General features: G+C 70.0%; 26 protein-coding genes and 1 pseudogene. 18 read left to right on the top strand and 9 right to left on the bottom strand.

Going from position 1 to position 26555, the window contains the following annotated elements:
* Window positions 1-131 precede the first annotated feature (131 nt).
* Together RDV84_RS05255 and RDV84_RS05250 are read right to left on the bottom strand one after the other, a co-directional pair.
* Entirely contained in the window at window positions 132-1907 is a 1776-nt protein-coding gene (locus RDV84_RS05255) for a M28 family metallopeptidase (RefSeq protein ID WP_309152695.1), read from the bottom strand.
* 210 nt (window positions 1908-2117) lie between these two features.
* Window positions 2118-2783, bottom strand: coding sequence for a DUF4097 family beta strand repeat-containing protein (locus RDV84_RS05250; RefSeq protein WP_309152694.1), 666 nt, complete (start codon window positions 2781-2783; stop codon window positions 2118-2120).
* A gap of 245 nt (window positions 2784-3028) precedes the next feature.
* Here RDV84_RS05250 and gpmI point away from each other — a divergent pair, with 245 nt between their 5' ends.
* The 4 genes from gpmI to RDV84_RS25855 all read left to right on the top strand — a co-directional run bounded on the left by gpmI (window position 3029) and on the right by RDV84_RS25855 (window position 7833).
* Entirely contained in the window at window positions 3029-4564 is a 1536-nt protein-coding gene (gene gpmI / locus RDV84_RS05245) for a 2,3-bisphosphoglycerate-independent phosphoglycerate mutase (protein WP_309152693.1), read from the top strand.
* Window positions 4564-5832: a murein hydrolase activator EnvC family protein gene (locus tag RDV84_RS05240; RefSeq protein WP_309152692.1), complete on the top strand. Its 1269-nt coding sequence runs from the start codon at window positions 4564-4566 to the stop codon at window positions 5830-5832. Before gpmI ends, RDV84_RS05240 begins: the two co-directional genes overlap by 1 nt.
* A 280-nt stretch (window positions 5833-6112) precedes the next feature.
* A complete protein-coding gene (locus RDV84_RS05235; protein WP_250448089.1) occupies window positions 6113-7585 on the top strand; it encodes a S41 family peptidase in 1473 nt (490 codons plus the stop codon).
* A 92-nt stretch (window positions 7586-7677) separates the two neighbouring features.
* Window positions 7678-7833 carry a DUF6053 domain-containing protein gene (locus RDV84_RS25855; RefSeq protein ID WP_425606307.1) on the top strand — a complete coding sequence of 52 codons (156 nt, stop codon included), beginning with the start codon at window positions 7678-7680 and terminating at the stop codon, window positions 7831-7833.
* Here RDV84_RS25855 and RDV84_RS05230 read toward each other — a convergent pair.
* The 3 genes from RDV84_RS05230 to RDV84_RS05220 all read right to left on the bottom strand — a co-directional run bounded on the left by RDV84_RS05230 (window position 7794) and on the right by RDV84_RS05220 (window position 9619).
* Window positions 7794-8447: a hypothetical protein gene (locus RDV84_RS05230; protein ID WP_309152691.1), complete on the bottom strand. Its 654-nt coding sequence runs from the start codon at window positions 8445-8447 to the stop codon at window positions 7794-7796. The two genes, RDV84_RS25855 and RDV84_RS05230, sit on opposite strands and share 40 nt — an antisense overlap.
* Window positions 8448-8466: 19 nt before the next feature.
* Window positions 8467-8784 (bottom strand): DUF1820 family protein, encoded by a 318-nt coding sequence (locus RDV84_RS05225; protein WP_078999842.1) that lies wholly within the window; start codon window positions 8782-8784, stop codon window positions 8467-8469.
* Between the two features lie 139 nt (window positions 8785-8923).
* Window positions 8924-9619: a rhomboid family intramembrane serine protease gene (locus RDV84_RS05220; protein WP_057945921.1), complete on the bottom strand. Its 696-nt coding sequence runs from the start codon at window positions 9617-9619 to the stop codon at window positions 8924-8926.
* Between the two features lie 264 nt (window positions 9620-9883).
* Here RDV84_RS05220 and RDV84_RS05215 point away from each other — a divergent pair, with 264 nt between their 5' ends.
* The 5 genes from RDV84_RS05215 (at window position 9884) to RDV84_RS05195 (ending at window position 13452) form a co-directional block, all read left to right on the top strand.
* Window positions 9884-11245: an OmpP1/FadL family transporter gene (locus tag RDV84_RS05215; protein ID WP_057945922.1), complete on the top strand. Its 1362-nt coding sequence runs from the start codon at window positions 9884-9886 to the stop codon at window positions 11243-11245.
* 113 nt (window positions 11246-11358) lie between these two features.
* A complete protein-coding gene (locus tag RDV84_RS05210) occupies window positions 11359-12075 on the top strand; it encodes a MarR family winged helix-turn-helix transcriptional regulator (protein ID WP_057945923.1) in 717 nt (238 codons plus the stop codon).
* Window positions 12076-12155: 80 nt separating this feature from the next.
* The gene (locus RDV84_RS05205; protein ID WP_250448081.1) at window positions 12156-12392 is read left to right on the top strand and encodes a thioredoxin family protein; all 237 of its coding nucleotides are present in this window, start codon (window positions 12156-12158) and stop codon (window positions 12390-12392) included.
* Window positions 12393-12443: 51 nt separating this feature from the next.
* Window positions 12444-13148, top strand: coding sequence for an MOSC domain-containing protein (locus RDV84_RS05200; RefSeq protein ID WP_309152690.1), 705 nt, complete (start codon window positions 12444-12446; stop codon window positions 13146-13148).
* A 49-nt stretch (window positions 13149-13197) separates the two neighbouring features.
* Window positions 13198-13452 carry a DUF2164 domain-containing protein gene (locus RDV84_RS05195; RefSeq protein WP_057945926.1) on the top strand — a complete coding sequence of 85 codons (255 nt, stop codon included), beginning with the start codon at window positions 13198-13200 and terminating at the stop codon, window positions 13450-13452.
* 122 nt (window positions 13453-13574) lie between these two features.
* On the opposite strand, the gene RDV84_RS05190 is transcribed toward RDV84_RS05195, so the two are convergent.
* Both RDV84_RS05190 and putA read right to left on the bottom strand, forming a co-directional pair.
* On the bottom strand, window positions 13575-14024 hold the full coding sequence (locus RDV84_RS05190) for a DUF3574 domain-containing protein (protein ID WP_250448076.1): 450 nt from the start codon (window positions 14022-14024) through the stop codon (window positions 13575-13577).
* 272 nt (window positions 14025-14296) lie between these two features.
* Complete coding sequence (gene putA, locus RDV84_RS05185; protein ID WP_309153691.1) at window positions 14297-17461, bottom strand: bifunctional proline dehydrogenase/L-glutamate gamma-semialdehyde dehydrogenase PutA; 3165 nt, start codon at window positions 17459-17461, stop codon at window positions 14297-14299.
* Window positions 17462-18092: 631 nt separating this feature from the next.
* On the opposite strand from putA, the gene coxB reads away from it, so the two are divergent.
* The 5 genes from coxB (at window position 18093) to RDV84_RS05160 (ending at window position 22445) form a co-directional block, all read left to right on the top strand.
* Window positions 18093-19049, top strand: coding sequence for a cytochrome c oxidase subunit II (coxB, locus tag RDV84_RS05180; protein WP_078999652.1), 957 nt, complete (start codon window positions 18093-18095; stop codon window positions 19047-19049).
* 26 nt (window positions 19050-19075) lie between these two features.
* The gene (gene ctaD, locus RDV84_RS05175; RefSeq protein WP_057945929.1) at window positions 19076-20701 is read left to right on the top strand and encodes a cytochrome c oxidase subunit I; all 1626 of its coding nucleotides are present in this window, start codon (window positions 19076-19078) and stop codon (window positions 20699-20701) included.
* A gap of 60 nt (window positions 20702-20761) precedes the next feature.
* A complete protein-coding gene (locus tag RDV84_RS05170; RefSeq protein WP_175429089.1) occupies window positions 20762-20899 on the top strand; it encodes a hypothetical protein in 138 nt (45 codons plus the stop codon).
* Window positions 20900-20970: 71 nt separating this feature from the next.
* Entirely contained in the window at window positions 20971-21531 is a 561-nt protein-coding gene (locus RDV84_RS05165; protein ID WP_057949897.1) for a cytochrome c oxidase assembly protein, read from the top strand.
* Between the two features lie 35 nt (window positions 21532-21566).
* On the top strand, window positions 21567-22445 hold the full coding sequence (locus RDV84_RS05160; protein WP_057945930.1) for a cytochrome c oxidase subunit 3: 879 nt from the start codon (window positions 21567-21569) through the stop codon (window positions 22443-22445).
* Window positions 22446-22529: 84 nt separating this feature from the next.
* On the opposite strand, the pseudogene RDV84_RS25845 reads toward RDV84_RS05160, so the two are convergent.
* Together RDV84_RS25845 and RDV84_RS05155 are read right to left on the bottom strand one after the other, a co-directional pair.
* Window positions 22530-22613 (bottom strand): annotated as a pseudogene (locus tag RDV84_RS25845) (DUF6053 domain-containing protein); the annotation flags it as partial.
* 124 nt (window positions 22614-22737) lie between these two features.
* The gene (locus tag RDV84_RS05155; protein WP_057945931.1) at window positions 22738-22965 is read right to left on the bottom strand and encodes a twin transmembrane helix small protein; all 228 of its coding nucleotides are present in this window, start codon (window positions 22963-22965) and stop codon (window positions 22738-22740) included.
* 66 nt (window positions 22966-23031) lie between these two features.
* On the opposite strand from RDV84_RS05155, the gene RDV84_RS05150 reads away from it, so the two are divergent.
* From RDV84_RS05150 to RDV84_RS05135, 4 genes are all read left to right on the top strand, one after another.
* The gene (locus RDV84_RS05150) at window positions 23032-23763 is read left to right on the top strand and encodes an SURF1 family protein (protein ID WP_309152689.1); all 732 of its coding nucleotides are present in this window, start codon (window positions 23032-23034) and stop codon (window positions 23761-23763) included.
* A gap of 107 nt (window positions 23764-23870) precedes the next feature.
* Window positions 23871-24359 (top strand): hypothetical protein, encoded by a 489-nt coding sequence (locus RDV84_RS05145; protein ID WP_309153690.1) that lies wholly within the window; start codon window positions 23871-23873, stop codon window positions 24357-24359.
* An 81-nt stretch (window positions 24360-24440) separates the two neighbouring features.
* A complete protein-coding gene (locus RDV84_RS05140) occupies window positions 24441-25604 on the top strand; it encodes a COX15/CtaA family protein (protein WP_078999654.1) in 1164 nt (387 codons plus the stop codon).
* On the top strand, window positions 25604-26536 hold the full coding sequence (locus tag RDV84_RS05135) for a heme o synthase (RefSeq protein WP_057945934.1): 933 nt from the start codon (window positions 25604-25606) through the stop codon (window positions 26534-26536). The genes RDV84_RS05140 and RDV84_RS05135 overlap by 1 nt, the downstream gene beginning before the upstream one ends.
* Window positions 26537-26555: the final 19 nt, after the last annotated feature.

Here is a 26555-nt window from a genome sequence, read left to right as displayed (position 1 = left end):
GGGTCATGTCGAACCGCGGGCCCGCTGCGATTCGCATTGCGACCGCCGACGGCAGGACCGTCGAGGCCGCTGGCCCGGCTGGTTTCCAGCCCGGCGCAACGCGCCACGACGGTCCGCCGGACGACGGCGGCTTACTTCTTCGCCGGCGCCATCAGCTTGTCGTGGGCGGCGCGGAAGGCGTTGCCCTGGTACCAGTTCGGCCACTGCTCGTTGCCGGCCAGGACCTTGCCGACGCCGTACAGCGCGTCGAGGTCCTGGACTACGCCGTCGAGCTTCCAGTTCGGATCGAACTGGTCGGCCGGCTTGTGATAGCGGTTGTCGCGGTAATCGACCTGGGCCTTCTGCCCGGCTTCCACGCCGCCGTTGATCAGGTCGTCGCCGCCTTTGGCGTACAGCGCCGGCACGCCGGCCTTGGCGAAGTTGAAGTGGTCGGAGCGGAAGTAGAAGCCGTCCTGCGGCGTGCCCTCGGCATGCAGCACGCGGCCCTGGCCGTCGGCGACGGTCTTGAGGATGTCCTCGAGCTCCGAGCTGCCGTAGCCGACCACGGTCATGTCGCGGGCCTTGCCGATGATCGGCATGGCGTCGAGGTTGATGACGGCGACGGTCTTGTTCAGCGGCACGGTCGGGTGGGCGACGTAGTACTTGGAGCCGAGCAGGCCCGACTCTTCCAGCGTCACCGCCAGGAACAGCAGCGAGCGGTCCGGCGGCGGGGTCTGCTTGCTGAAGGCCTCGGCGATCTCGAGGATGCCGGCCACGCCGGAAGCGTTGTCGACCGCGCCGTTGTAGATCGTGTCGTGGCCCTCGCCCTTCGCCGCCGCCGCGTGGCCTTCGTGGCCGCCTTCTTCGGCGTGGTGCCCCAGGTGGTCCCAGTGCGCCATGTAGACGATCGCTTCGTCCGGGCGCTTGGCGCCGTCGAGCCGGGCGATCACGTTGCGCGAGGACTTCTCGCTGATCTTGCTCTTCAGGTCCACCGAGGCCTTGGCCTGCAGGGGAATGGCCTTGAAGCCGCGCTTGCCGGCGGCCTGGTAGAGCTGGTCGAGATCCTGGCCGAGGTCGGCGAACAACGTGCGCGCGGTGTCGGCGGTGATCCAGCCCTGCACCGGCAGGCGCGGTTCCGGATCGTCCTTGGCCGGCAGGTCGAACTGCGCGCCGGACCAGGAGTTCTTGACCACGTCCCAGCCGTACGAGGCGCCGGCGGCGTCGTGCACGATCAGCGCGGCCTTGGCGCCCTGGCGCGCGGCCTCTTCGAACTTGTAGGTCCAGCGGCCGTAGTAGGTCATCCGCTTGCCCTCGAACAAGGTCGCGTCCTGGCCGTGGAAGCCCGGGTCGTTGACGAACATCACCACCGTCTTGCCCTTGACGTCGACGCCGGCGTAGTCGTTCCACTGCTGCTCCGGCGCGTTGACGCCGTAGCCGACGAACACCAGGTCGCTGGCGTCGACCTTCACTTCCGCCTGGCCGGTGCGGGTGCCCACGACCATGTCGGCGCCGAACTTGAGCTCGCGCGTCTGTCCCTTGACGTCGAGCTTGAGCGTCGTGCCTTCGTCGGCGGTGGTTTCCACCATCGGCACGGTCTGGAAATAGCTGTCGCCGTTGCCCGGCTTCAGGCCGAGGCGCTTGAACTGCGCCTCCAGGTACTGGACGGTCTTGTCCTCGCCGGCGCTGCCGGGGGCGCGGCCCTCGAACTCGTCGGAGGCCAGCACCTTGACGTGTTGGGCGAAGTCGGCGGCGTTGATGGCCGCGTCGAAGGCGTGGTCGCCGGCGGGCGCGGCCGCGGCGGGGGCGGCCGGATCGGACGCCGGTTGCGCCGAGGCGGCGCCGTCGGCGGGCGTTTGCTTGCAGGCGCTCAGCGCAAGCGTCGCGACGACCAGCGAGGTCGCGGCGAAGAGCGGACTATTTCGGGACAAGGTCTGGAACCTCCAAGGGCGGCCAGCGGCCGGGGCGTGGGGGAGGTCCATTCTAGGTGCAGGCCCGGGCCGCGGCGGGCCGGGCCGGCTTGACCGATCCGGGCGCTTCGCCGGGCGGCGCGCCGGGGCGCGCGGCGGTAAAGCCCCCGCGGCGGGCGCCCTTCACGGCCAGGAGAAGGCGGCGCCCGCGGCGGAGGCGGAGGACCGCGATTACTGCGCCGGCGGGGTCGCGCTGCTGAAGGCGATGGCGGTGGCGCCGCGGATCGCGCCGGTCTTGGCGCTGGCGTGCACGTACAGCTTGACCGGGCGCTCGAACACCAGCGGGCCGTCCACGCGCGCGTTTGGGCCGACGATCACGATCGGATCGCGCTTTTGGAAGGTGAAGTTGCCGGTCGGCTTGGTGTACTTGATGCCGCCGGTGACGTGCGAATCGACGCCGACGGTGACGTCGCCGTTGACCGTCTCGATGCCGCCGGCCAGTTCGGTGGCGACCAGGCCGATTGAGCCGTTGACGGTCTCCACGTCGCCGCGCACGCGGCCGCCGCGGTCGACGAAGACGCCGCCGTTGACGGTCTCGATGCCGTCGCTGGCGGTGAGCTTGGTGCCGGCGCGGATGCTGCCGTTGACCGTCTCCAGGCGGCCGGTCTGGGCGCCGTTGCCGACGTTGATGCTGCCGTTGACGGTCTGCGCGTCCTGGACGGCGGCGTTGTCGCCGACGCGGATGCTGCCGTTGACGGTTTCCACGTCGCCGCGGCGCTGGCCGGCCTCGACGGTGATGCTGCCGTTGACCTTGCTGACGTCGTCGTCGGCCAGGGCCGCGGTCGAGGACAGGGCGATGAGGACGGACAGGCAGGCGGACAGCTGGGTGCGGGTCATGGCGGGTTCCGTTGTTCGGGTGGGCATGGCTTGTGATGCGGCGGACGCGCGGACGGTTTACGCCGCGGCGAAAAAATCCTCGGGGCGGTCGCCGCGGGGCGCCATCGTCGCCGTCGCGTCGTCGTCGTCGCGGTTTGCGCCGCCGTTCCCCGGGGCTTCATCGCCCGCTTCGCTACAATCGCCCAATCCGCGCGCCGCGGCGCCCGTCCTTAGTCATTCCGCCCTTCGTCATAGGAAACGCCCACGTGTCTGCGACCTCCCGCCCCAAGCCCGTAGTGCTGCTGATCCTCGACGGCTGGGGCCACCGCGACGACCCGGCCGACAACGCCCTGGCCCAGGCCGACCTGCCGAACTGGCGCGCGCTGCTGGCCAGCCAGGCGCACACCCTGATCCATACCGAGGGCCGCCACGTCGGCCTGCCCGACGGGCAGATGGGCAATTCCGAGGTCGGCCACATGAACCTCGGCGCCGGCCGCATCGTCTACCAGGACCTGACCCGCATCGACGCGGCGGTCGAGGACGGCAGCTTCTTCGCCAACCAGGAACTGCGCGCCGCCTGCGCCGCGGCCCAGGCCGCCGGCGCGACCTTGCACCTGCTGGGCCTGCTCTCGCCCGGCGGCGTGCACAGCCACGAGCGGCACCTCTTCGCGATGATCGAATTGGCCCGCCGCGAAGGCGTGGCGAAGGTCGCCGTGCACGCCTTCCTCGACGGCCGCGACATGCCGCCGAAGTCGGCCGCGCCGAGCCTGCAGCGCCTGCAGCAGGCCTGCGACGAGGCCGGCAACGCGCATATCGCCAGCATCGGCGGCCGCTACTACGCGATGGACCGCGACAAGCGCTGGGACCGCCAGCTGCGCGCCTGGGATGCGATCGTCGAAGCGCGCGGCGAACAGCATGCCGCGACCGCGCTGGAAGGCCTCGAAGCGGCCTACGCGCGCGGCGAGACCGACGAATTCGTCGCCCCCACCGTGATCGGCGACGCCCGGCCGATGGCCGACGGCGACGCGGTGGTGTTCATGAACTTCCGCGCCGACCGCGCGCGCCAGCTCACCGCCGCGTTCGTGGATCCGAACTTCGACGGCTACCAGGCGCGCACGCCGAAGCTGTCGCGCTTCGTCTGCCTGACCGAATACGACGCCAAGCTGCCGGCGCCGGTCGCGTTCGGCCCCGACGATCTGCGCAATACGCTCGGCGAATTGCTGGCCGAGCATGGCCTGAGCCAGCTGCGCATCGCCGAAACCGAGAAGTACGCCCACGTCACCTTCTTCTTCAGCGGCGGCCGCGAGGAGCCCTACGCCGGCGAAACCCGCGTCCTGGTGCCGAGCCCGAAGGTCGCCACCTACGACCTGCAGCCGGAAATGAGCTGCCCGGAAGTGACCGCCAAGCTGGTCGAGACGATCCGCGCGCAGGCGGTGGACGTGGCGATCTGCAACATCGCCAACCCCGACATGGTCGGCCACACCGGCGACCTGCAGGCCGCGATCCTGGCCGCGCAGGCGGTCGACAAGGCCATCGGCGCGATCGCCGCGGCGGTGCAGGAGGTGCACGGCGCGCTGCTGATCACCGCCGACCACGGCAACCTGGAGATGATGCGCGACGCCTCGACCGGGCAGCCGCATACCGCCCACACCGTCGGCCCGGTGCCGCTGGTGTACGTCGGCCCGCGCAAGGCGGCGCTGCGGTCCGGCGGCGCGCTGCGCGACGTCGCGCCGACCATCCTGGATCTGCTCGGGCTGCCGCAGCCCGAGGAGATGACCGGCCGCAGCCTGCTGGAGGGCTGATGCGTATCGCGTGCGCGTGGATGTTGGCGCTGCTGGCGGCGCTGCCGTTGGCGGCGCCGCCGGCGCGCGCCGCGGCGCAGCAGGGCAGCAGCCGCGAGACCGAGCGCAAGCTCGAGAAGATCAAGACCGAGTTGAAGTCGGTCGCGGCCGAGCGGCGCAAGCTGGAAGGACAGCGCGGCGATGCGGCGCAGAAGCTGCGCGCGGCCGACGAACAGGTCGGCCGTTCCAACCGGGTGCTGCGCGACACCGAGACGCGGCTGGCGCGCGAGCACGCCGCGCTCAAGCAGACCCAGGACCAGCGCGATTCGCTCAAGAAGAATCTCGGCGCGCGCCGCAAGGAGCTGGAACAACTGCTGCGCGCCGCCTACGCGCAGGGCAACGATGCGCCGCTCAAGGCGCTGCTGTCGCAGGACCGGGTCGCCGACAGCGGCCGCATCCTGACCTATCACGGCTATCTGCAGCGCGACCGCGCGCGCCGCATCGACGAACTGACCGCGCAGCTGCGCGAGCTGGACCGGCTCGAACGCGAGATCGTCGAGCGCCGCGCCAGCCTCGACAGCACCCGCAAGCAACAGCGCGCGCAGCTGGGCCAGCTCGAGAAGGACCGCAAGGACCGCGCCGTCCTGGTCGCCCAGATCAACGAAAAATACGAAGACCGCAGCACCCGCGAGCGCGAGCTCGGCCGCGACGCCAAGGGGCTCGAGCAATTGTTGGCCAAGCTGCGCGCGGCCGCCGCGCGCGCCGAGGCCCAGCGCCGCGCCGCGGCCAAGGCCCGCGCCGAACGCGAAGCGCGCGAGGCGCGCGCGCCGCCGCCCGCGGCGGCGGCCAAGGGCAAGCCCGCGCCGGTGCGCAAGCCGCCGGTCGCGGTCGCCAGCGCGCCCGCGCCGCAGGTCGGCGGCCTGGGCTGGCCGGTGTCGGGCGCGTTGCTGGCCGGCTTCGGCGGCACCATGCCCGACGGCCGCAGCAGCGAGGGCCTGCTGATCGGCGCGCCGGCCGGCGCCACGGTCAAGGCGGTCGGCGACGGCACCGTGGTCTATTCGGAATGGATGACCGGCTACGGCCTGTTGCTGATCGTCGACCACGGCAACGGCTACATGAGTCTGTACGCCAACAACGACGCCCTGCTCAAGGACGCCGGGGCGACGGTCAAGAAGGGCGACGCCGTCGCCACCGTCGGCAGTTCCGGCGGCCACGGCCGGCCGGCGCTGTATTTCGAATTGCGCCGCGGCGGGCAGCCGGTGAACCCGGGCGTGTGGCTGCGGCGTTGAGGCGCGCGGGTCGCTTGGCGGCGTGAGCGTCGTCGCGGCTTCGGTGCAGTGGCGTGGGCGGCGGTTTGCGCGGTCGGCGCGGCCCGGAACGTAGTGCGCGCCGCGGCGGACAGGCCGCGCGGGCCGGCAGCGGCGCGAGGGGCGCGGGTTTTAACGAAAGCTTGCAAGCGCCCCGCTTAACGTGCGCAGATAATCGACCGAACCCTGGCCGCCTCGCGCGGTCCGACTGCCACGGGCCGCCGCACGCGGTCCAACCGCCATCCGCTTCGGAGCGTCGTGCATGTCCCTGCGTCACCCCCTGCGTAGTCTGCTTCCGCTCGCCCTGGCGCTGGGCGCCGTGCCGGCCCTGGCCCAGCAGCCCGCGCCGCCCGCGCAGGCGACCCCGCCCGCCGCGCCGGTGCAGGCGCCGCCCGCCGCGTCCCAGCCCGCGCCCGCCGCCGACGATGCGGACGATGCCGACGCGCAGGACGACGGCCAGGCCACGCCGCCGGCGCAGGCGCCGGGCAAGCGCAGCGCCAAGGCCGGCAAGGACGACAGCGATTCGAAGGTGCCGATCGACGAGATCCGCCGCTACGTCGCGGTCTACAACGCGGTCAAGCAGGCGTATGTCGAACCCGTCGACGACGCCAAGCTGATGCATTCGGCGATCCGCGGCCTGCTGTTCGACCTCGACCCGCACAGCGTCTATTTCGACAAGGCCGACGCCGAGAACTTCGACGAACAATCGCGCGGCAACTACGACGGCATCGGCGTGGAGCTGCTGCGCCAGCCCGACGGCACGCTGCGGGTGATCTCGCCGATCGACGACACCCCGGCCGCGCGTGCCGGGATCAAGGCCGGCGACCTGATCACCGCGATCGACGGCAAGCCGTTCAAGGTCGACGAAGGCGACAGTTCCGGCCCGCTGCGCGGCGCGCCGGGCTCCAAGGTCGTGCTGACCATCGTGCGCGAGGGCCGCGACAAGCCCTTCGACGTGACCGTGGCGCGCGAGACCATCCGCGTGGCCAGCGTCAAGAGCCGCATGCTCGAGCCGGGCTACGGCTACCTGCGGGTGAGCGCGTTCCAGGCCGACACCGCGGCCGATTTCGAAACCCAGCTGCGCAAGCTCAAGGAGCAGTCCGGCGGCAAGCTGCGCGGGCTGGTGCTGGACCTGCGCAGCAATCCCGGCGGCCTGCTGACCTCGGCGGTGCAGATCGCCGACGACCTGCTCGAGCGCGGCAAGATCGTCAGCACCCGCGGCCGCATCGCCATCAGCGATGCCGAATTCAGCGCCACCCCGGGCGACCTGCTCGACGGCGCGCCGCTGATGGTGCTGGTCGACGCCGGTTCGGCCAGCGCCTCGGAAGTGCTGGCCGGCGCGTTGCGCGACAACGGCCGCGGCCGGGTGATCGGCAGCCGCACCTTCGGCAAGGGCTCGGTGCAGACGGTGTTGCCGCTGGACAACGGCGACTCGGTCAAGCTCACCACCGCGCGTTATTACACGCCCAGCGGCAAGTCGATCCAGGCGCTGGGCATCGTGCCCGACGTGACCCTGCGCGCGCCCAAGGACGACAAGAGCGACCGTCCCAGCTACACCGAGGCGGCCTTGCCCGGCCACCTGCACGGCGACGAAGAAGGCCAGCCCGGCAGCAACGCCGGCGAGGTGCTCGACGGCGACGGCCCGATCGCTTCGGCGCTGGCGGAGTTGAAGACGCCCGGCGCGACCAAGGCGGCGCAGTCGGCGAAGAAGCCGGCGCCCGCGGCCAAGCGCTGAACGAGGCCGCCATCGGCTCGAAAAAACGCCCGGCCTGCGCCGGGCGTTTTTTGTTGGCGGCTGCAGCTTTTGTGGGAGGGACTTTAGTCCCGATGCCTTTGTTTCAGCTCGAAGCGATCGGGCACAAGAGCGTCGGGACTGAAGTCCCTCCCACAGAAGCTGCTGCCGCAAAAGCCATGGACTTCAATGCGACAGCCGAGTTCGCGGCTCACTCGACCGGATCGAAGAACGCGCGCAGCAACCGGTAATGCTCGTCGCCGGGGTCGTCGCGGAAGCGCCGGTACTCGCGATAGCGCAGGTGCGCGTCCGACAGCCCGCGCTTGCGCAGGATCGCGCGCGCGGCGGTTTCGACCTCCTCGCCGTCGCCGTGCTGCCAGAAGCGCACTTCCTGCTCGACGAACGGAATCTGCAGTTCGATCCGGAACGGCATCTCGCGGCCGTAGTCCTCGTCCCAGTTGGCCTCGGCCAGGCCGGTCCATCGCAGCGCGAAGCGGCGGCCGTCGCGCGCGCCCAGGCTCAGCTCGCTCAGCGGCAGGCTCAGGTGCGAGCACAGGTACAAGGTCGGCAGGCTGTCGCCCTGGTCTTCGTCGTCCTGCCAGCGGAAGCGGCAGCGTTGCTGTTCCAGCTCGCGCCAGTCGCCGATGCGCAGCGGCAGCGATTCGTCGTAGAAGCGCGGCGCCAGTTCCTGCGCGAACTCACCGTCGCCGAAGCGGTGCGGGCGACCGTCCACGGCGATCGACCAACGCGGCTCGCCGTCGGCGTCCTCGTACAGCCAACCGTGCAGCTGCGCGCGTTCGACCGGGATGCGCAGGTCCTTGAGTTCGATCAGGCCTTCGCGTCGATCCATCGCGCCGATGTCCATGAGCGCCGGATCCGTCGCGTCAACGCGGCTTGGCCGGCAGCGGGAACGGCGTCACCACGCGCTCGCCCGAGGCCGCGTCGCGGATCGCCGACTGGCCCTTCCGCTCGACTTCCTCGATCCGCACGATGCTCTGCATCGGCAAGTGCAGCACGCGGGTGTTGCCGAACTCGTCGCGCAAGCGCTCTTCGGTCGGGTCGACCACCAGTCCGTCGTGCAGGTCGAACACCAGCTCGCTGACCTCGGTGAAGCCCCACAGCGCGCCCGCGCCGATCTTGCGCGCGTACAGCTCGTAGATCTTGCCGGCGTTGAGGAAGGTGACTTTGTAGAGCGTGGACATGGCGGGCGCGGAATGAAGGGAAAGAGGGCGGCGGGCGATCGAAAGCGCCTGGACCTGTGTCGAGCGTGGGGTTCGCCGGCCGCCAACGCAAGGGCGCAACCCGGCCCGCGTCATGCGATTCCCGGCTGCGGCGCCGGACTCAATACCCGCGCTTGCGCCGCAACCGCCGCGCGATGCCCGCGCGCGCGATCAGCGCGAACGCGCCGCCGAAGGCGAAGCCGGCCAGGTGCGCCGACCAGGCCACCGCGCCGAACGCCGGGCCGATGAAGGTGAACACCACTTGCAGCAGCGCCCACACCCCGATCAGCAGCGGCGCGGGCACTTTGACGAACTGCAGGAACAGGCCCAGCGGCACCACCACGCCGAGCTTGGCGCCGGGGAACAGCGCCAGATAGGCGCCGATCAGCGCCGACACCGCGCCGCTGGCGCCGATGATCAGCCGGTCCGGGGTGGCGATGGCGATCACCGCGGCGAGGTTGGCCACCGCGCCGCCGCACAGGAACAGCGCCAGCAGCCGCCAAGGTCCCATCGCCCGCTCGGCCGGCAGGCCGAAGATCAGCAGGAACACCAGGTTGCCGAGCAGGTGCGCCCAGTCGGCATGCAGGAACAAGGCGCTGAACAGCCGCAGCAGGCTGCCCTCGCGGACCGCGTCCCACCACGCTTCCGGCGAAGACAGGCCGCCGGACAGCGCGCCCCATTCCAGCATCAGCCGGCGCTGCTCCGGGTCGGGCAGGACCACGGCCGAAACGATGAAGCAGATCCACAGCAGCGCGAACAACAACGGGGTCGCCCAACGCAGGCGGGCGCGTTCGCGCGAGGGAATGGCGACGAACACGGCGTCAGCTCCGCGAGACCGCGGCCGCAGTTGCCCTATTCAGGCAAGAAGTCGGCGTAAGTGTCTGTAGGGACTGCGATTGCGACATCGGTACGAGACGAATTTGCCCGGTTGGGCGTATTGTTAGCGTTCGGTTAACGGCCGCGCTATAGTGCATACGGCGTCGTACGTCGGGAGGGGTTTCCGGCGGCATCGCAGTCCGCACAGCGGGGCGATGCACACGGCCGCGACAGACGAAAAAATACTCCAACGGAGAATACACGCATGCAACCCTCACACCGCACCATCCGCCTGACCGCGATCGCATTGGGCGTGGCCGGCGTCATCAGCTTCGGCTCGGCCGGCGCCACCGGTTTCCAGATTCGCGAGAACAGCGTCAAGAACCAGGGCCGCGCCTTTGCCGGCAGCGCCGTTTCGGAGAAGGACGCGTCGGTCGTCTCGAACAACCCGGCGGCGATGGTGAACCTGGACTCGACCACGATCCGTGGCGACGTCACCGCGATCGACCTGACCGCCAAATTCACCGGCAACGGCACCGCCGCGGCCGGCACCCCGCTCGCCCGTCCGATGACCGGCGGCAACGGCGGCGACCCGGGCGACGTGACCCCGGTCCCGGCGCTGTCGATCGTGGTCCCGCTGTCGGGCTCGTTCGAGAAGCTCACCCTGGGCGCCCAGCTCAGCGCGCCGTTCGGCCTGAAGACCGAATACGACCCGAACTGGATCGGCCGCTACAGCGCCATCGAGTCGGAAGTGAAGACCATCGACCTGACCCTGTCGGCCGCGGTCAAGCTGACCGACCGCTTCTCGGTCGGCGCCGGCTTCGTCTACGAGCGCGCCGAGGCGACGCTGACCAACGCCGTCGACTTCGGCGGCCTGATCTGCCGCATGCGCCCGGCCGCCTGCGCGGTGCCGAATACCCCGTACGGCCCGCAGCGCGCCGACGGCCTGGCCAAGGTCAAGGGCGACGACACCGGCATCGGCTGGATCCTGGGCTTCCAGTGGAAGCCGACCGACCGCCTGGCGATCGGTTACTCGCACCGCTCCGAGATCGACCACGACCTGGAAGGCACGGTGACCTTCACCAAGCCGGCCTCGGTCGCTCCGCTGCTGGCCAACACCGTGTACAACACGGCGCCGGGCGGCGCGGCGCTGACCACGCCGAGCACCGACACGCTGAGCGTGTCCTACGCCTTCTCCGACCAGTTCCGCATGATGTTCGATGCGCAGAAGACAGATTGGCACTCGCTGCAGACCGTGGAAATCAAGCGTTTCGACGGCATCGACATCAGCAAGGAAGAGTTCCAGTGGGAAGACACGATGATGTACGCGCTGGGCGCCGAATACGATCTCAATGATCGTTTCACCCTGCGCGGCGGCATCGCCAAGGACGAAACCCCGACCAACGACACCCACCGCACTCCGCGTCTGCCCGACAACGACCGTACCCTGTACTCGGTCGGCCTGACCTGGAACGCGAACGAGCACCTGAGCGTGGACGCCGCGTTCACCCGCATCCAGATCGACAGCCCGGACGTGGACATCGTCTCCACCAGCGGCTCGACCCTGGTCGGCAAGTTCAAGGGCCACGCCAACCTGTTCGGCGTCTCGGCGCAGTACAAGTTCTGATCGCCTAGCGATCCGGATGCAGTCGCGAAAGCCCCGCTTCGGCGGGGCTTTCTTTTTGCCCGTTCGCCGGCCAGGACTTGACCAATTAATTTAGGAGTCCTAATAATATCGCCATGAGCGATCCCGCTTTCCATCTGCGCCAGACCGCCCTGGGCCTGGAGCGCCTGGGCGGCCTGATGCGCGCGCAGCAGTGGCGCGAGCCGGACGCGTACGCGCTGCATCCGGCCCAGCGCGCGCTGCTGGAGCTGCTGGGCGAGGACAAGCGCGGTTGGCGGGTCGGCGAGCTGGCGCAGCGCCTGGGCGTGTCGGCGGCCAGCGCCAGCGACACCATCGCCGCGTTGCAGGCGCGCGAACTGGTGCGGCGCGAGCGCGATCCCGACGACGGCCGCGCGGTGCGCGTGCATCCGAGCCGGCGCGGGCTGGCCTGGCTGCGCCGCAGCCGCGCCCGCGGCGGGCTCGGCGAGCGCTTGCTGGCGACGTTGGCGCCGGACGAACTGGCGGCGTTCTCGCGTTCGCTGCAGTTGTTGATCCTGCAGGCCCAACGCGAGGGGTTGGCGACCGGGCTGCGCACCTGCGCCGGCTGCGAGTTCTTCCGTCCGTTCGAAGGAGGCGGCGACGCCCCGCATTATTGCGCCCTGGTCGGCGCCGCGTTCGGCGACGCGCAGTTGCGCGTGGATTGCGCCGAACACCGGCCGCGCGCCGCGGATGCGCGCGCCGGCGCGCTGGATGCGGTGGCCGCGCGGTTCCGCGCCGGCGCCGGCGATCGCCGCGACACGACATCGCGCCGCGGCCCCGCGCCGAAGCGCACGCATTCCGCAGCCGCGGAATAGGCGGGCGGCGGCCGACTGGCATCGGCGCGCCGCCCTTCCTCTCACCACCCGTCTAAGAGCAAGCAAGAGGAGATTCCAGTATGCGTCAGAAAGCCGTGTTCTTTCATGCCGGTTGCCCGGTGTGCGTGGCCGCCGAACAGCAGGTCGCCGAAGCCATCGACCGCGCGCGTTTCGAGGTCGAGGTCGTGCACCTGGGCGAGGCCTCGGCGCGGATCGCCGAGGCCCGCGCGGCCGGGGTGATCTCGGTGCCGGCCCTGGTCCTGCAGGAGCAGGTCTTCCACATCAACTTCGGCGCGGCCTTGTCCGACCTGGGTTGAGTCCGACCGCGCCGGCCGCGCGCGCGCGGCCGGCGCCTGGGGGAGACCGCGATGGGATCGAACGAGGCGGCAACGACGGTGACCGCGCTGCTGCGCGGTCGCGCCGTCGCCTACAGCCGGCCGGGCAGCGTCAGCGCGATCGACAAGCGGCCGCTGCGCGGCCTGGTGCGGATCGGCGAACTCGGCCTGGACGGCGACGAGCAGGGCGACCTGCGCGTGCACGGCGGGCCGGACAAGGCCGTGCACCACTATCCGCGCGAGCACTACCGGCGTTGGCGCGACGAGATCGGCGCGCATGCGCTGTTCGACGCGCCCGGCGCGTTCGGCGAGAACCTCAGCAGCGAAGGCCTGGACGAGGCCGCGGTGTGCCTGGGCGATCGCTACCGCTTCGGTGAGGTCCTGCTCGAAGTGAGCCAGGCGCGGCAGCCGTGCTGGAAGCTCAACGACCGCTTCGGCGTCGCCGACATGGCGCGGCGGATGCAGGCCAACGGCCGCACCGGCTGGTACTACCGGGTGATCGAAGCCGGCCGGGCCGAGGCCGGCGAACGCTTGCATCTGATCGCGCGGCCGTGGCCGCGGTGGTCGCTGCAGCGCATCGCGACGATGCTGTTCGTGCGCACGCTCGACCGCGAAGAACTGCAGGCCGCGCTGGCCTTGCCGCTGGTGCCGTCGTGGCGCAAGCTGGTCGAAGCCCGGCTCGCGCGCGGCCAGGTCGAGGATTGGAGCAAGCGGATCGACGGGCCATCGCGCAGCTGATCGCCGCCGCGGCGCGCACCCGTCCACCAGCGAAGGTACCAGTAAACGAATGGAAACGATCCGGTTCGCCGCCGAGGAAAAGGCGCTGTTGGTCGCGCGGTTGCAGCGTTACTTCAGCGAAGAGCTCAAGCAATCGATCGGGCGCTTCGATGCGGAGTTCATGCTCGACTTCATTTCCGAGGAACTCGGCGCGTACTACTACAACCGCGGCGTCGCCGATGCGCAGGCGGTGCTGGCGGCGAAGGTCGAGGACCTGGCCGATGCGGTGTGGCAGCTGGAGCGGCCGACCGAATTCAAGCGCTGAGGTTCGGCCTCGTCCGAGAAAAAATATCGGGCCTGAAGGCCCTCCCACAACAGCGTAAGCCGCGACGGGGCGCTGTCGTGGGAGGGCCTTCAAGCCCGACGCTTTCCGCTCCCGGCGACGGACTAACCGACCCGCCCACGCGGTTTCGCCGTAACCGCGAAGCAGGCCCGCACCGGCGAACTCACGATCAGCACCGCCTCCTGCTTGAACCGTCGCTTGTACTCGTCGGCGATCTCGACCACGCGCTTGCGTTCCTCGGCGGTGTCCGCATGGATCACGTCGATCGCGCGCGAATCTTCCTGCTCGACCTGTCCGCTGTCGCCGCGCCACTGGCCCTTGGCCTGGTAGACGGTGAGCCCGGCGGGGAAGCGCGGGGTGACGACTTCGGCCAGGAACGACTGCCACTGCGCTTCGCCGACCGGGCCGTCGGGACTGTTCATGCCGAACAGCACCCGGTCCTGGCGGCGTTCGGCGCAGGCCGAGGGATCGCCGGGCTTGACCGGCAGCGGCGCCAGCGAGGCGCAGGCGCTGAGCGCGCACAGGGCGATGGCGAGCGAGAAGGGGCGGAGCATCGGCGATCGTCCGAAGAGGCGGCAGGCGCCAGCGTACTGCGCGGGAGCCCGGGGCATGTTGCGACTGCGGTCGAGGGTTTGCGGTGAGGGTGCGATTCGGCCGATACAAAAGCATCGGGCCTGAAGGCCCTCCCACAACAGCCCGGGCCTTGCGGCGACCGCTGTCGTGGGAGGGCCTTCAGGCCCGACGCTTTCCGCTCCGACGCGGCCGAACTGCGCGCAAACAAAAGGCGCGGCCGCCGCGGCGGCCGCGCCTTCGTCGCATCGCCCGATCAGTCGCCCAGCGTCAGCAACGAAGCGTTGCCGCCGGCCGCGGTGGTGTTGACGGTGACGGTCTTCTCGGTAGTGAAGCGCGGCAGGTAGTGCGGGCCGCCGGCCTTGGGACCGGTGCCGGACAGGTTCTGGCCGCCGAAGGGCTGCACGCCGACCACTGCGCCGATCTGGTTGCGGTTGACATAGCAGTTGCCGACCTTGACCCGGGTGCTGATGCGCTCGATGGTCTCGTCGATGCGCGAGTGGATGCCCAGGGTCAGGCCGTAGCCGGTGGCGTTGATCGCGTCGATCACCGCGTCGAGCTGGTCGGCCTTCCAGCGGATCACGTGCAGCACCGGGCCGAACACTTCCTTGTGCAGCTGGCCGAGCGACTTCAGCGCGTAGGCGCGCGGGGCGAAGAAGCTGCCGTTCGCGGCGTCGGCGTCGAGCGCGACTTCGGCGATCTTGGTCGCTTCGCCGTCCATGCGCGCGGCGTGCTCGCGCAGCATCTTCAGCGCGTCCTCGTCGATCACCGGGCCGACGTCGGTCGATAGCAGGCCGGGGTCGCCGACCTTCAGCTCGGCCATCGCGCCGGCGAGCATGTGGGTGACCTTGTCGGCGATGTCGTCCTGCACGAACAGCACGCGCGCGGCCGAGCAGCGCTGGCCGGCCGAGGTGAAGGCCGAGCCGATCGCGTCCTTGACCAGTTGTTCGGGCAGCGAGGACGAGTCGGCGATCAGCGCGTTCTGGCCGCCGGTCTCGGCGATCAGCACGCCGATGGCGGCGTCGCGCGCGGCCAGCGCGCGGTTGATCGCGCGCGCGGTGTCGGTCGAACCGGTGAAGGCGACGCCGGCGACGCGCGGATCGCGGGTCAGCGCGGCGCCGACGGTGGCGCCGTCGCCGGGCAGGAACTGCAGCACCGCTTCGGGAACGCCGGCTTCGTGCAGCAGCTTGACCGCGTAGTAGCCGATCAGGTTGGTCTGCTCGGCCGGCTTGGCGATGACGCTGTTGCCGGCGGCCAGGGCGGCGGAGATCTGGCCGAGGAAGATCGCCAGCGGGAAGTTCCACGGGCTGATGCAGACGAACACGCCGCGGCCGGACAGGTGCAGGGTGTTGGATTCGCCGGTCGGGCCCGGCAGCGCTTCGGGCGCGAACAGCTTGCGCGCCTGGGCGCCGTAGTAGCGCAGGAAGTCGACCGCTTCGCGCACTTCGGCGACGCCGTCGGGGATGGTCTTGCCGGCTTCCTTGGTGCACAGCGCGATGTATTGCGGCATGCGCTCTTCGAGCAGGTTGGCGGCGTGTTCGAGGATCGCGGCGCGGCTCGCGGCCGGAGTCGCGTCCCAGCCTTCCTGCGCGGCGACCGCGTTCTTCAGCGCTTGCTCGACCGCGGCGCTGTCGGCGGGCTTCCACTGGCCGACGATCTCGCGGCGGTCGGCCGGGTTGGTCACGGCGATGTCGGCGCCGCCGACCGACGCGCCCGGCACCAGCGGCGCGGCGCGCCAGTCGGTACGGGCGGCGGCGTTGACGTCGGCGGCGAGGGACTGCAGTTGCTGATCGTTGGCGAGGTTGACGCCCATGGAATTGGTCCTGTCGTAGCCGAAGCTGCGGTAGAGATCGGCCGGAAGCGGAATGCGCGGATGCGGGATGCTGGCGAAGCCGGACACCGTTTCGACCGGATCCTGGATCAGGTCGTCGATGGCGATGTCCTCGTCGGTGATGCGGTTGACGAAGCTGGAGTTGGCGCCGTTCTCGAGCAGGCGCCGCACCAGGTACGGCAGCAGGTCTTCGTGCGAGCCGACCGGCGCGTACACGCGGCACGGCGCGTTCAAGCGGTCGGCCGGGATCACTTCGGCGTAGAGGTCGTCGCCCATGCCGTGCAGCTTCTGGAACTCGAAGTGCTTTTCGCGGCCCATCGCCTTGGCGCGCTGGTGGATGGTGGCGATGGTCTGGGCGTTGTGGGTGGCGAACATCGGATAGATCGCATCCGAGGCCTCCAACATGCGCCGCGCGTTGGCCAGGTACGACACGTCGGTGTTCGGCTTGCGGGTGAACACCGGATAGCCGAGCTGGCCGTCGACCTGGGCGCGCTTGACCTCGCTGTCCCAGTACGCGCCCTTGACCAGGCGCACCGGGATGCGGCGGCCGACCCGGCGGGCGAGGTCGGCGATGAAGGCGATCGCCTCGGGCGCGCGCTTCTGGTACGCCTGGATCGCAAGGCCGTAGCCTTCCCAGCCGTCCAGCGAGGCGTCGCTGTAAGCCGCGGCGATCACGTCCAGCGACAGCTCCAGGCGGTCGGCTTCCTCGGCGTCGATGGTGAAGCCGATGCCGTAGCCCTTGGCCAGCTGGGCCAGTTCCAGCACGCGCGGGGTCAGCTCGGCGAACACGCGCTCGCGCTTGGCGTGCTCGTAGCGCGGGTGCAGCGCGGAGAGCTTGACCGAGATCGACGGGGTGGCGAACACGTCGGCATTTTTAAAATTGCCGCTCTTGCCTATGGCGTGGATCGCGTCGCGGTAGGCCTGCAGGTAGCGCAGCGCGTCCTTGGTGGTCAGCGCGCCTTCGCCGAGCATGTCGAACGAGTAGCGGTAGTTGCCGTTGTCGCCCTTCTTCGAGCGCGCCAGCGCCTCGCCGATGCTGCGGCCCATGACGAACTGGTGGCCCATGATGCGCATGGCCTGGCGCACCGCCAGCCGGATCACCGGCTCGCCGACGCGGCCGATCAGGCGCTTGAAGGCGTTGTGGACGTCGCGCTTGGTGTCGTCGGCGAGGTCGACCAGGGTGCCGGTCAGCATCAGGCCCCAGGTCGAGGCGTTGACCAGCACCGAATCGGACTGGCCCAGGTGGCGCTTCCAGTCGGCCTCGCCCAATTTGTCGCGGATCAGCTTGTCCGCGGTCTCCTGGTCCGGAATGCGCAGCAGCGCCTCGGCCACGCACATCAGCAGCACGCCTTCCTCGCTGCCGAGATCGTACTGGCGCATGAAGGCTTCGATCGCGCCTTGGTCCTGGGCGCGGGCGCGGACCCGGCGGACCAGGTCGGCGGCGGTGGCCTGGGCGGCGGCGCGGTCGGCCTCGGGCAGGCGCGCCAGCTCGAGCAGGCCGCGCACGTGCTGCGCTTCGTCGCGGACCCAGCCTTCGGTGAGCGCGGCGCGCGGGCCGGCCGGCGGCGCCGGCAGTTCGGGGCTGATCATCGCCGACAGCGGCTGGGCGCCGGGGCGCGGCGGCGGGCCGTCGCTGGCGACGGCGGAGGGAGCGTTGGTGGACATCGGACCCGGGACAGGGGTGGGAAGTCCGCCATTTTAGAGCTTTCTCTCGACCGCAATCTGCCCTTTTTCGGCTGGATCGCAGGCCTCGTACACCATCCGCCGGGGTAGGGCGGCCGGCCCCCGCGCGGGCCCGGAGCGCTCGCGCGGACAGGCGAACCGGCCGTTCCGGCAAGGCCTGCGGCGGCGCCGCGGACTTGCCTGTGCAACCCGCAATCGATGCGCTAACTTGCATCGGTCACGTTTGCGACGCAGGCCCGCGCCGCGCTCCCGGCCGCTCCTGCGCGATGCAAACCCGCGCCGGCGCTGGCTCTGCGCGATTTTCGCGGCGCGGCGCACGCGGCAAGTGGCGGGTTGCCGCAGGGCGGGGCCGCCGCTACCATTTCTCGGTTATCCGTAGCGCCGATCCGGCGTGATGGGCCCGGCAGGGCTCGCCAGCCACCTCGCAGTGCCCGCATGGTCCGCGCGCCCCTTCCAGGGCGCCGCCGGTGCCGGGGACGGGGGCAGCCCGCGGAGCGCGCGTTAGATCACCACACTGATTTATTCGGGGCTCGAACTGATGAAAGCCGGTCGTTTCAAGCAGTGGGCAGCGGGCGTCGCCGCAATGGCGTTGCCGGTCCTCGCGTTCGCGCAGGCGGCCGATCCCAAGCCGTGGCAATTGAATATGGGCAAGGGCGTCACCGCCCAGTCGATGAACGCCCACTCCGCGCACATGCTGGCGCTGTGGATCTGCGTGGTGATCGGCATCCTGGTCTTCGGCGCGATGGCCGTGGCCATGTTCAAGTTCCGCAAGTCCAAGGGCGCCGTGCCCGACAAGGACTTCGTCCACAGCACCAAGCTGGAGATCGTCTGGACGGTCGTGCCGGTGGCGCTGCTGGTGCTGATGGCGTTCCCGGCCACCAGCAAGCTGATCAACATGTACGACACCCGCGACTCGGCGATGACGGTGAAGATCACCGGCATCCAGTGGCTGTGGAAGTACGAGTACCTCGGCGAGGGCGTGGCCATCACCAGCCGCCTGGACCGCAAGAGCGACCAGCTGCGCCAGAGCGGCAAGCACGTCACCGCCGCCGACCACGAGCACTACCTGCTCGACGTCGACAACGTGCTGGTGCTGCCGACCGACACCAAGATCCGCTTCGTGATCACCGCCGACGACGTCATCCACGCCTGGTGGGTCCCGGCGCTGGGCTGGAAGCAGGACGCGATCCCGGGCATCGTCAACGAGGCCTGGACCGACATCAAGGAGCCGGGCATCTACCGCGGCCAGTGCGCCGAGCTGTGCGGCAAGGACCACGGCTTCATGCCGATCGTCGTGCGCGCGGTGCCCAAGGCCGAGTACCAGCAGTGGCTGGCCGAGCAGAAGGCCAAGAACGCCCCGGCGCCGGCTCCGGCCGCAGCGCCCGCGGCCGCTCCCGCTCCCGCCGCTCCCGCCGCCGCCCAGGCCCAGCCTGCCGGCACTGCCAGTTCCGATGCCCCGGCCGCCGCCCCGAAGGGCGCCGCGACCGCCGGTTGATCGTCCGCATTTCTCAGAGGTAGGTCATGGCAGCCACGCACCCCGTCGCCGATCACCACGATCATCACGATGATCACGCCCACCAGCAGGGCTTCATCGAGCGTTGGTTCTTCTCGACCAACCACAAGGACATCGGCACGCTGTATCTGATCTTCAGCTTCGTGATGTTCATCATCGGCGCCGCCATGTCGGTGGTGATCCGAGCGGAGCTGGCCGAACCGGGCCTGCAGTTCGTCAAGCCCGAGTTCTTCAACCAGATGACCACCATGCACGCGCTGGTGATGATCTTCGGCGGCGTGATGCCGGCCTTCGTCGGCCTGGCCAACTGGATGATCCCGCTGCAGATCGGCGCGCCGGACATGGCGCTGCCGCGCATGAACAACTGGTCGTTCTGGATCCTGCCGTTCGCCTTCAGCCTGCTGCTGATGACCCTGTTCCTGCCGGGCGGCGCGCCGGCCGGCGGCTGGACCCTGTACCCGCCGCTGTCGCTGCAGGGCGGCTCCAACGTCGCCTTCGCGATCTTCGCGATCCACATGATGGGCATCAGCTCGATCATGGGCGCGATCAACGTCATCGCCACCATCCTCAACATGCGCGCCCCGGGCGTGGACCTGCTGAAGATGCCGATCTTCTGCTGGACCTGGCTGATCACCGCGTTCTTGCTGATCGCGGTGATGCCGGTGCTGGCTGGCGCGGTGACGATGCTGCTGACCGACAAGTTCTTCGCCACCTCGTTCTTCAACGCGGCCGGCGGCGGCGACCCGGTGATGTTCCAGCACATCTTCTGGTTCTTCGGGCACCCCGAGGTCTACATCATGATCCTGCCGGCGTTCGGCGTGGTCTCGGAGATCATCCCGACCTTCGCCCGCAAGCCGCTGTTCGGCTACCAGGCCATGGTGTACGCGACCGCCTCGATCGCCTTCCTCTCGTTCATCGTGTGGGCGCACCACATGTTCACCGTCGGCATGCCGCTCGGTGGCGAGATCTACTTCATGTTCGCGACGATGCTGATCGCGGTGCCGACCGGCGTGAAGGTGTTCAACTGGGTCACCACGATGTGGCGCGGCTCGATGACCTTCGAAGCGCCGATGCTGTGGGCGGTGGCCTTCGTCATCCTGTTCACCATCGGCGGCTTCTCGGGCCTGATGCTGGCGATCGTCCCGGCCGACTTCCAGTACCACGACACCTACTTCGTGGTCGCCCACTTCCACTACGTGCTGGTCACCGGCGCGCTGTTCTCGATCATCGCCGCGGTCTACTTCTGGTGGCCGAAGTGGACCGGCCGCATGTACAGCGAGGGCCTGGCCAAGTTCCACTTCTGGTGGACGATGATCTTCGTCAACCTGCTGTTCTTCCCGCAGCACTTCCTGGGCCTGGCCGGCATGCCGCGCCGCATCCCGGACTACAACGTGGTGTTCGCGGACTGGAACCTGATCAGCTCGATCGGCGCGTTCGGCATGTTCCTGACGCCGTTCATGATGGCCGGCATCCTGCTGCTGTCGAAGAAGTCCGGCGCCAAGGCCGAAGCGCGCGCCTGGGAAGGCGCCCGCGGCCTGGAGTGGACGGTGCCGAGCCCGGCCCCGCACCACACCTTCGGTACTCCGCCGGTGATCCGCGACGGCGACCTGGCCCACGGCGACATCACTCATTGATCGCGGCATCCGGCGCGGCGGTCTGACGATCGCCGCGCCGGCACCGACGGGAGGCCGAACATGACCCCGATCCAGGAACCGCAGGACCTCGCCCAGCGCCGCGCGGCTGCGCGGCGGACCGCGTTGTGGTTCGGCGCGGCCGCGGTCGCGGTGTACGTGTTGTTCATCCTCAGCGGCGTGTTCGGAGCCGGCCAGTGAGCGCCGCCCGCGACCCGCGCGAGTCGCCGCCGCAGGACCTCGCCGAGACCCGCCGGCAGGCCTCGCCGAAGATGGTCAAGCTCATGGTCGGCGTGGCCCTGGGCGCGTTCGCCTTCACCTTCGCCCTGGTGCCGCTGTACCGCATCGCCTGCGAGAAGGTGTTCGGCATCCGCCTGGAGCGCGGCGTCGCCGAAGCCGACGTCGGCGGCCGCGCGGTCGGCGACCGCATCGTCACCGTGCAGTTCGACGGCAGCGTCAATTCCAAGCTGCCGTGGGAATTCCGCCCGCACGTGATCAGCATGAAGGTGCGCCCGGGCGAGCAGTACGAAACCACCTACTACGCGCGCAACACCAGCGATGCGGCCATCGTCGGCAGCGCCTCGCCGTCGGTGGCGCCGGCGCGCGCGTCGGGCTATTTCAACAAGACCGAATGCTTCTGCTTCACCGCGCAAACGCTGCAGGCCGGCGAGTCGCGCGAGATGCCGGTGCGCTTCATCGTCGATCCGAACCTCCCGGAAGGCGTCGAGACGCTCACCCTGTCCTACACTTTCTTCAAGAACGACGTGCTCACCGCACGGCTGCAGCAAGGCGCGGTCTCCAAGACCCCGTCCTCGCCGCTGGCCGCGCCTTGAGTTGGCTTCGCACCACCTGACTACGGAATGCCGCCATGGGCCAAGCGCACTCGCCAGACGCCAACATCTACTACGTCCCGCATAGCAGCCGCTGGCCGTTCCTCGGTTCGATCGGGCTGTTCACCCTGATGATCGGCGTGGCCAGCTGGCTCAACGAAGTCAGCTGGGGCAAGCCCACCTTCTTCGTCGGCGTGGCGATGATGATCGCGGTGCTGTTCGGCTGGTTCGGCGACGTGGTCAAGGAGTCGGTGCGCGGCAACTACAACAAGCAGGTCGACGTCTCGTTCCGGATGGGGATGATCTGGTTCATCTTCTCCGAGGTGATGTTCTTCGCCGCGTTCTTCGGCGCGCTGTTCTACGCCCGCCAGCTCGCGCTGCCGTGGCTGGGCGGCGAAGGCGACGGCGTGATGACCAACAGCCTGTTGTGGCCGGAATTCAGCGCGGCCTGGCCGAGCTCGGGCCCGGCCGGCGTCGGCGGCCACTTCCAGACCATCCCGGCCTGGGGCCTGCCGCTGCTCAACACCCTGATCCTGCTGACCTCCGGCAGCACCGTCACCGCCGCGCACCACGCGCTCAAGAGCGGCCACCGCAAGTCGCTGCTGTTCTGGCTCGGCGCGACCGTGCTGCTGGGCTGCGTGTTCCTGTTCTTCCAGGCCGAGGAATACATCCACGCCTACAAGGAACTGAACCTGACCCTGGGCTCGGGCATCTACGGCTCGACCTTCTTCATGCTCACCGGCTTCCACGGCGCGCACGTGACCCTGGGCACGATCATGCTCGCGGTGATCTGGTTCCGCTGCCTGAAGGGCCACTTCGACAAGGACAACCACTTCGCGTTCGAAGCGGTGGCCTGGTACTGGCACTTCGTCGACGTGGTGTGGCTGGGCCTGTTCCTGTTCGTCTACGTGCTGTAAGCGCGGGCGACGCCATCGCAGCGAAAGGCCGGCCCGGTGGCCGGCCTTTCGTTTTGCAGGGCTCGGGCGGTTTCGGCCCGCTCTTGTGGGAGGGCCTTCAGGCCCGAGGCTTTCCGCCCAAGTCGCGGCGAACTGAAACAAGAGCTTCGGGCCTGAAGGCCCTCCCACAACAGCTTCGCCGGGCCTTGCAGCAGGGGGCCGGGCACGCAGCGACCGGCCGCCGCATCGCGGCGGCGCCCCGAACGGGCGACAATAGCGGTTTCCAGGACGCCGGCCGCGGCGCCCGGCCGGATCAGCCCGGATTCGAGCCCACGCCGTGCGGCGTGATCCAGCCCATCCAGATCGACACCGCCACGATCAGGATCAGTGCGACGGACAGCACGATGCGGCGGGTCAGGGCGTTGACCGTGCGTTTGCTCTGACCCTTGTCCACCAGCATGTAGTAGAGGCCCGCTCCCAGGTTCCACAGGATGACCGCCAGGAACGCCACCACCAGCAGGACTTTCAGTTCTTGGCTCATCGAAGCCTCGTGCGGCGCGCGCGTGGGTGCGAAAGCGGGATTATCGCAGCACGCCGGGAGCTTGGGGTGAGCCGCCGCGGCAACCTGTTGCTGGGTTGGACGCTGGCGCTTGCGGCGATCGCGCTGTTCGCCAACCTCGGCCTGTGGCAGGCGCGGCGCGCGGTGGAGAAGCAGGCCATGCTCGACGCCGCCGCGCGCGTGCTCGGCGAGCGCGTGCCGCAGCCGCTGTCGGTCGCCGACGATCCGCACCGCGCGCGCGACTACGACTGGGCCGCGGGCCTGGGCCGTTTCGACGAACGCGGGCCGCTGCTGCTCGACAACCAGCAGCGCGGCGGCCGCGCCGGCGTGCGCGTCTACCGGATCTTCGTGCCGCGCGCCGGCCTGCCGCTGCTGGTCGACCTGGGCTGGCTGCCGCTGGGCGGTGAGCGCAAGCTGCCGGTGGTGCCGCGCCCGGACGGCGAACTGGCCCTGCGCGGCCTGCTCAGCGCGCCGCCGTCGGTCGGCATCGCGCTCGGCCCCGGCCTCGGCCGCGAGGGCGAAGGCTGGCTGCTGACCCGCGTGGACACCCGCGCGATCGCCGCCGCGACCGGCCTGTCGGCGCCGCTGGCGCCGCGCGTGCTGCGCCTGGACCCGGACCTGACGCTGGGTTACGAGCGCGACCTGGAGCTGCTCAGCAACACCTTGCCGCCGGACAAGCACCGCGGCTATTCCCTGCAATGGTTCGCACTCGCCGCGGCGGTGTTGGCCACTGCGTTGATCCTGACTTTCCGGCGTCCGCGCCGCGGAACCGACCGATGACCGAACCCCTGCCTCCCGCGAACGAGCCCGCCGCGCGCGTCTCCGACGCCCAGCGCAACCGCAACCGCCTGACCTTGCTGCTGATCGCCGCGTTCTTCTTCGTGCCGATGCTGGTGGCCGGGGTCATGCGCTTCACCGACCGCCACCCGGCGATCAACCGCCAGCACGGCGAGCTGCTCGAACCCAAGCCGGACCTGCGCGAGCTGGCGCCGAGCCTGATCGACGGCAAGCCCTATCCGTGGAACCCGGGCGCCCGGGTCTGGCGCATCCTGATCGCGCCCAAGCCGGATTGCGCGCAGGAGTGCGTCGCGTTGTCGCACGAGCTGGACACGGTCTGGCAGCTGTTCGGCAAGGACGCCGACCAGGTCGACCTGCTGTGGCTCGGCGAGCCGCCGGCCGGCGCCGCGCGTCCGGCGTCGTTGCGCGTGCTCGGCCCCGCGCCGCAACTGCGCGAACGCCTGCCGCGGCTGGACGACCCGGCCGGGACCCCGGTCTATGTGGTCGACCCGAACGGCTTCGTGATTCTGCGCTACGCTCCCGGCTTCCAACCCGGCGGGCTGCGCACCGACCTGAGCCGGCTGCTGAAACTGATGTGACGACGGGCCGGCGCGGCCCGCGGCGGGCGCCCGGCGCCGCCGTCCCGCGCACGCCGCCGCAAGCGAGACCAAGCCAAAGCAATGAGCGTATCCAGCCTCACCGGCCTGAGCAGTTCCGGCCTGTACAAGAATTTCCACCGCATCGCCTGGCTGGCGGTGGCGCTGGCCCTGTGCGTGATCGTGTTCGGCGCGTTCGTGCGCTTGTCCAACGCCGGCCTGAGCTGCCCCGACTGGCCGACCTGCTACGGCCGCGCCGCGTGGCCCTCGCACGCCGACGACGCGGTCGATCACGTCGCCACCCAGATCCGCCCGGTCGAGGTGCACAAGGCCTGGCGCGAGCAGTTCCACCGCATGATCGCCGGCCTGCTCGGCGTGCTGGTGCTGACCCTGGCGCTGGTGTCGGCGCGCCGGCGCAGCAAGGGCATGGCGCAGATCGCGCTGGCCTCGCTGCTGGTCGCCATCGCCATTCCGCTGTACATGAAGGGCCAGCACGTCGCCGCGTCGGCGCTGGCGATCGTCGGCGAAGCGATCCTGATCGCCGCGGCCGCGCGCTGGAGCAACACCGACCTGTCGCGGGTCTCGGCGATCACCCTGGCGGTGATCATCTTCCAGGCCCTGCTCGGCATGTGGACGGTGACCTGGCTGCTGAAGCCCATCGTGGTGATGGCGCACCTGCTCGGCGGATTGCTGACGTTCTCGCTGCTGGTCTGGATCGCGTGGCGCGCGACCAACCAGCCGATCCGCCTGGCCGACGCGCCGCGCCTGCGCGGCTGGATCGCGCTGGGCATCGCCGTGCTCGGCGTGCAGATCGCGCTCGGCGGTTGGACCAGCGCGAACTACGCGGCGCTGGCCTGCGGCAACGACTTCCCGACCTGCGTCGGCCAGTGGTGGCCGCGCCACGACTTCGGCGAGGCCTTCGTGCTGTGGCGCGGCATCGGCGTGGACTACGAAGGCGGCATCCTCGACGGCGAGGCGCGCATCGCGATCCAGCTCGCCCACCGGATCATGGCCGGCGTGGTGTTCGTCTACCTCGCGGCGCTGACGGTCGCGCTGCTGCGCACGCCGGGCCTGCGCGGCTGGGCGACGCTGCTGGGCGCGCTGTTGCTGCTGCAGGTCGGCCTGGGCATCGCCAACGTCAAACTCGGCCTGCCGCTGGCGGTCGCGGTGGCGCACAACGGCGGCGCCGCGCTGCTGCTGTTCGCCCTGGTCTCGCTGCTCGCGCGCCTGCGCACGCCGGAGCCGTGATGAGCGCCGCGCCGCGACCCACCGCCAAGCAGTACTGGGACCTGACCAAGCCGCGCGTGGTCGCGCTGATCGTGTTCACCGCCATCGTCGGCATGTTCATGGCGGTGCCGGGCTGGCCGCCGCTGCGCGAGTCGGTGCTGGGCTTCCTCGGCATCTGGCTGGCCGCCTCGTCGGCGGCGGCGATCAACCAACTGCTGGATTCGCGCATCGACGCCAAGATGGCGCGCACCTCGTGGCGGCCGATCGTCGCCGGGCAGGTCACGCCGCGCCAGGCGCTGGTGTTCGCGCTGTCGCTGGCGGCGGCGTCGATGGCGATCCTGGTGCTGTGGGTCAACGCGATCACCGCGCTGCTGACCTTCGCCTCGCTGATCGGCTACGCGGTGGTCTACACCGTCTACCTCAAGCGCGCCACGCCGCAGAACATCGTCATCGGCGGCATCGCCGGCGCGGCGCCGCCGCTGCTGGGCTGGGCCGCGGTCACCGGCATGCAGGGCGAGTGGGACTGGGCGCATGCGCTGCTGCTGGTGCTGATCATCTTCGTCTGGACCCCGCCGCATTTCTGGGCGCTGGCGATCTTCCGCCGTGCCGACTACGCCCGCGCGATGGTGCCGATGCTGCCGGTCACCCACGGCGTGCAGTACACCCGCTGGCAGATCCTGTTCTACACCGTGTTGCTGGTCGCGGTGACGGTGCTGCCGTGGGCGGCGGGCATGAGCGGGCTGTTCTATCTCGGTGGCGCGTTGGTGCTCGGGGCGATGTTCCTGTACTACGCCTGGAAACTGATGGACCCGCCGGACGAGCTGTACGCGATGAAGGTGTTCAACTACTCCATCGTCTACCTGATGGCGCTGTTTGCGTTCCTGCTGGCCGATCACTGGCTGCTGCCCGCGCTGCAGCCGGCGGCGGCGTTCGAGCTGCGCGCGGTCGGCTGAGCCGCGCAACCCTTCGCGG

This window comes from Lysobacter yananisis (assembly GCF_031199375.1).
Taxonomy (GTDB): Bacteria; Pseudomonadota; Gammaproteobacteria; order Xanthomonadales; family Xanthomonadaceae; genus Lysobacter; species Lysobacter yananisis.
Note: the sequence above shows the minus strand (reverse complement) of the source record. Positions and strands in the feature narration are given on the sequence as shown.

What these genes read in the sequence shown, in the direction of transcription:
- RDV84_RS05250 (WP_309152694.1), bottom strand. Translation starts at nt 2,783, where the DNA reads ATGACCCGCACCCAGCTGTCCGCCTGCCTGTCCGTCCTCATCGCCCTG.
- RDV84_RS05240 (WP_309152692.1), top strand. Translation starts at nt 4,564, where the DNA reads ATGCGTATCGCGTGCGCGTGGATGTTGGCGCTGCTGGCGGCGCTGCCG.
- RDV84_RS05235 (WP_250448089.1), top strand. Translation starts at nt 6,113, where the DNA reads ATGTCCCTGCGTCACCCCCTGCGTAGTCTGCTTCCGCTCGCCCTGGCG.
- RDV84_RS25855 (WP_425606307.1), top strand. Translation starts at nt 7,678, where the DNA reads ATGCCTTTGTTTCAGCTCGAAGCGATCGGGCACAAGAGCGTCGGGACT.
- RDV84_RS05230 (WP_309152691.1), bottom strand. Translation starts at nt 8,447, where the DNA reads ATGGACATCGGCGCGATGGATCGACGCGAAGGCCTGATCGAACTCAAG.
- RDV84_RS05225 (WP_078999842.1), bottom strand. Translation starts at nt 8,784, where the DNA reads ATGTCCACGCTCTACAAAGTCACCTTCCTCAACGCCGGCAAGATCTAC.
- RDV84_RS05215 (WP_057945922.1), top strand. Translation starts at nt 9,884, where the DNA reads ATGCAACCCTCACACCGCACCATCCGCCTGACCGCGATCGCATTGGGC.
- RDV84_RS05210 (WP_057945923.1), top strand. Translation starts at nt 11,359, where the DNA reads ATGAGCGATCCCGCTTTCCATCTGCGCCAGACCGCCCTGGGCCTGGAG.
- RDV84_RS05205 (WP_250448081.1), top strand. Translation starts at nt 12,156, where the DNA reads ATGCGTCAGAAAGCCGTGTTCTTTCATGCCGGTTGCCCGGTGTGCGTG.
- RDV84_RS05200 (WP_309152690.1), top strand. Translation starts at nt 12,444, where the DNA reads ATGGGATCGAACGAGGCGGCAACGACGGTGACCGCGCTGCTGCGCGGT.
- RDV84_RS05195 (WP_057945926.1), top strand. Translation starts at nt 13,198, where the DNA reads ATGGAAACGATCCGGTTCGCCGCCGAGGAAAAGGCGCTGTTGGTCGCG.
- RDV84_RS05190 (WP_250448076.1), bottom strand. Translation starts at nt 14,024, where the DNA reads ATGCTCCGCCCCTTCTCGCTCGCCATCGCCCTGTGCGCGCTCAGCGCC.
- putA (WP_309153691.1), bottom strand. Translation starts at nt 17,461, where the DNA reads ATGATCAGCCCCGAACTGCCGGCGCCGCCGGCCGGCCCGCGCGCCGCG.
- coxB (WP_078999652.1), top strand. Translation starts at nt 18,093, where the DNA reads ATGAAAGCCGGTCGTTTCAAGCAGTGGGCAGCGGGCGTCGCCGCAATG.
- ctaD (WP_057945929.1), top strand. Translation starts at nt 19,076, where the DNA reads ATGGCAGCCACGCACCCCGTCGCCGATCACCACGATCATCACGATGAT.
- RDV84_RS05170 (WP_175429089.1), top strand. Translation starts at nt 20,762, where the DNA reads ATGACCCCGATCCAGGAACCGCAGGACCTCGCCCAGCGCCGCGCGGCT.
- RDV84_RS05165 (WP_057949897.1), top strand. Translation starts at nt 20,971, where the DNA reads ATGGTCAAGCTCATGGTCGGCGTGGCCCTGGGCGCGTTCGCCTTCACC.
- RDV84_RS05160 (WP_057945930.1), top strand. Translation starts at nt 21,567, where the DNA reads ATGGGCCAAGCGCACTCGCCAGACGCCAACATCTACTACGTCCCGCAT.
- RDV84_RS05155 (WP_057945931.1), bottom strand. Translation starts at nt 22,965, where the DNA reads ATGAGCCAAGAACTGAAAGTCCTGCTGGTGGTGGCGTTCCTGGCGGTC.
- RDV84_RS05145 (WP_309153690.1), top strand. Translation starts at nt 23,871, where the DNA reads ATGCTGGTGGCCGGGGTCATGCGCTTCACCGACCGCCACCCGGCGATC.
- RDV84_RS05140 (WP_078999654.1), top strand. Translation starts at nt 24,441, where the DNA reads ATGAGCGTATCCAGCCTCACCGGCCTGAGCAGTTCCGGCCTGTACAAG.
- RDV84_RS05135 (WP_057945934.1), top strand. Translation starts at nt 25,604, where the DNA reads ATGAGCGCCGCGCCGCGACCCACCGCCAAGCAGTACTGGGACCTGACC.